Source organism: Bacillus sp. LR--39 (assembly GCF_053613335.1).
Genome location: NZ_JBSIOT010000023.1, coordinates 1 through 2,833 on the forward strand (window position 1 = coordinate 1; position 2,833 = coordinate 2,833).

Sequence of the window (2,833 nt, forward strand, 5' to 3'; positions counted from 1 at the left end):
ATAAGCTTGTCGACAAAAAAGGCATGTTTTCAAAGCCAGCATCCGCTTTTTATAAGAATAAAGTATATGACCGGCTTGGACGAAACAGACCTTCTTCCAGCTGATTGGTCTGATCTGCAGGATGGCGATTGATAAAAGCCATCCTTTTTATGTTCCAAGTTCTATGTCAAAAGGTTTATGTTTTTCCATCTATGGGAAATGACCCATAAACGAAATAAGGGTGATGGGATGGAACGACTATTAGTATGGATAGAGCATATATCTGATTGGCTGTGGGGCCCGCCGCTAATCATCCTGCTGACGGGGACGGGGTTGTATTTCACTATTTTGCTGAAAGGTTTTCAATTTCGCTATCCTTTATACATTTTCAAACAGGGAAAAAAGCCGAAGGGAGAAGGCACAGTCACACCGCTTTGCAGCTGGGGGAATGGCGAGTACGTGTCGTCTTCGATAAACTCTTCAATATATCCGCTTTCTAAAACAGCATCAATCTTTATCTTTTTGATTCTTTTTTTTGCTTTGTCAATGACCTTTGGATCGGCAAGCCCGTCAATATAGGCCAAGACAACATCGGTTTTGGTTTTCGTGCCGATTTTAAACGAGATCATTTTAAGCTGAAACGTTTTGACGCGAAAGCGCACAAGAGCGGTATTGACCCTGAGGCTTTCAGTGAAGCCCTCTCTTGACCCTCTGATGGTCGATTCTGTTATCGGCTCTTCAATGCTTCTTCTTTGTCCGCCTTTTATATTTAAGATCAGGCCTTTTGAGTGCCCGTCGGCAAATAAAACCGCGTTCCCCTCAATGATGGATGCAGCCACTTTGCTCATCCTCGTTTCTGTTGCAACACTTGAAATGGATAGAGTATTTTGCAGCGCCTCTTCATGTTCATTTATTTGTTCCGTCAAATGCATTAAGAAAGGGCGGAGGGCGTGATCCTGAATATGTTCAGATTTTACAATTCCTTCGATATAAACAATAAATCCGCACAGTCCGTTTCCAAAGTCAAATTGTCTAAATACGATGTTTGAGCAACCTTCTGTAAGCTGGGTCAGATTATCGAGGTTTTACTTCAAATTGGGAGAGATCGGTCTGTCCTGATTGTCTTCTAGCTCTTTGATGCGCTGAAGCGCTTTGTCGCATTTATTGATAGAGGCTCACCCTGCTTTTTAATGTCATATTCAATAAGTGCTTGTGACTTTTAGGGTAACCTTGTCTGTTTCATATAATCCAGACTAGGATGAAAGCGCTATAAAAAAAGTGTTGACTACATGTATATACAGGAATACAATATGATTATAAGTTGTATATACAAGTTATAAAAACGGATACGGAGGGGTTGGCATGGGGGAACTGAACAAATCGGCACGTCAGATTGTCGAAGCAGTCGGCGGTGCTGAAAATATTGCAGCGGCAACTCATTGTGTTACACGTTTGCGTTTTGCTTTAATAGATGAAAGCAAGGTTGACCAAGAGATGCTTGATCAAATTGATGTGGTAAAGGGATCATTCTCGACAAACGGACAGTTTCAGGTTGTAATCGGCCAGGGAACTGTCAACAAAGTATATGCTGAACTGGTCAAGGAAACGGGAATTGGCAAGTCAACAAAGGATGAAGTGAAGAAGGCCTCAGAAAAAAATATGAATCCTTTGCAGCGTGCTGTGAAAACGCTTGCAGATATTTTTATTCCAATATTGCCTGCGATTGTCACGGCGGGTCTTTTAATGGGGATCAATAACATTTTAACGGCGGAAGGCATTTTCTTCAGCACAAAATCGATTGTGCAGGTTTATCCGCAGTGGGCGGATCTTGCTAATATGATTAACCTGATTGCAGGCACGGCCTTTACGTTTTTGCCTGCGTTAATCGGATGGTCTGCAGTCAAGCGGTTCGGCGGCAATCCGCTTCTCGGCATTGTGCTCGGGGTTATGCTCGTGCATCCTGATTTGCTGAATGCGTGGGGATATGGCGCGGCAGAACAAAGCGGAGAGATCCCGGTATGGAATCTATTCGGCCTAGAGGTGCAGAAAGTCGGCTATCAGGGCCAGGTGCTCCCAATTTTGCTTGCTTCTTATATGCTGGCGAAGATTGAGGTATTTTTAACAAAACGCACACCTGAGGGCATACAGCTGCTCGTTGTCGCACCAATTACGCTTCTCTTAACGGGATTTGCCTCTTTTATCATTATCGGCCCGATTACATTTGCGATCGGTAATGTACTGACTTCAGGGCTTATCTCGGTGTTTGGTTCTTTTGCCGCACTGGGCGGCCTGTTATATGGCGGTTTCTACTCAGCACTCGTGATTACCGGTATGCATCACACGTTTCTTGCAGTCGACCTGCAGCTCATCGGTTCAAAGCACGGCGGCACCTTTTTATGGCCGATGCTGGCGCTTTCTAATATCGCACAAGGTTCGGCGGCTCTGGCCATGATGTTTATCGTGAAGGATGAGAAACAAAAAGGCCTCTCCCTCACATCAGGGATTTCTGCTTATCTTGGCATTACAGAGCCTGCCATCTTTGGGGTGAATCTGCGATACAGATTCCCGTTTATCATTGCAATGGTCAGCTCTGGCCTGGCCGGAATGTATATTTCTTCTCAAGGTCTGCTGGCAAGCTCCGTTGGTGTCGGCGGCGTGCCGGGGATTTTCTCAATCATGAGCCAGTACTGGGGCGCGTTTGCAATCGGGATGGCTATTGTATTGATCGTGCCGTTTGCCGGAACATACGCGTATGCGAGATTCAAACATAAATAACAAATGGGGAGCGGGACGTGTTGAACGTTCCCTTTTCCCATTTTCAATTTAAATATGGTGGTGGAGACAGATGAAAACA

The 2,833-nt window shown here is 44.8% G+C and carries 1 protein-coding gene and 3 pseudogenes; 3 read left to right on the forward strand and 1 reads right to left on the reverse strand.

Annotated elements, in window-relative coordinates; all coding sequences use genetic code 11:
• Together ACWHAR_RS19620 and ACWHAR_RS19625 are read left to right on the forward strand one after the other, a co-directional pair.
• A pseudogene (locus ACWHAR_RS19620) lies at positions 1-104 on the forward strand (DUF1992 domain-containing protein); the annotation flags it as partial.
• A 124-nt stretch (positions 105-228) separates the two neighbouring features.
• A pseudogene (locus ACWHAR_RS19625) lies at positions 229-418 on the forward strand (sodium:alanine symporter family protein); the annotation flags it as partial.
• Here ACWHAR_RS19625 and ACWHAR_RS19630 read toward each other — a convergent pair.
• Positions 414-1,148, reverse strand: a pseudogene (locus ACWHAR_RS19630) (spore germination protein); the annotation flags it as partial. The pseudogenes ACWHAR_RS19625 and ACWHAR_RS19630 sit on opposite strands and share 5 nt — an antisense overlap.
• Positions 1,149-1,341: 193 nt before the next feature.
• On the opposite strand from ACWHAR_RS19630, the gene treP reads away from it, so the two are divergent.
• On the forward strand, positions 1,342-2,754 hold the full coding sequence (gene treP / locus ACWHAR_RS19635) for a PTS system trehalose-specific EIIBC component (RefSeq protein WP_452087584.1): 1,413 nt from the start codon (positions 1,342-1,344) through the stop codon (positions 2,752-2,754).
• Positions 2,755-2,833 lie beyond the last annotated feature (79 nt).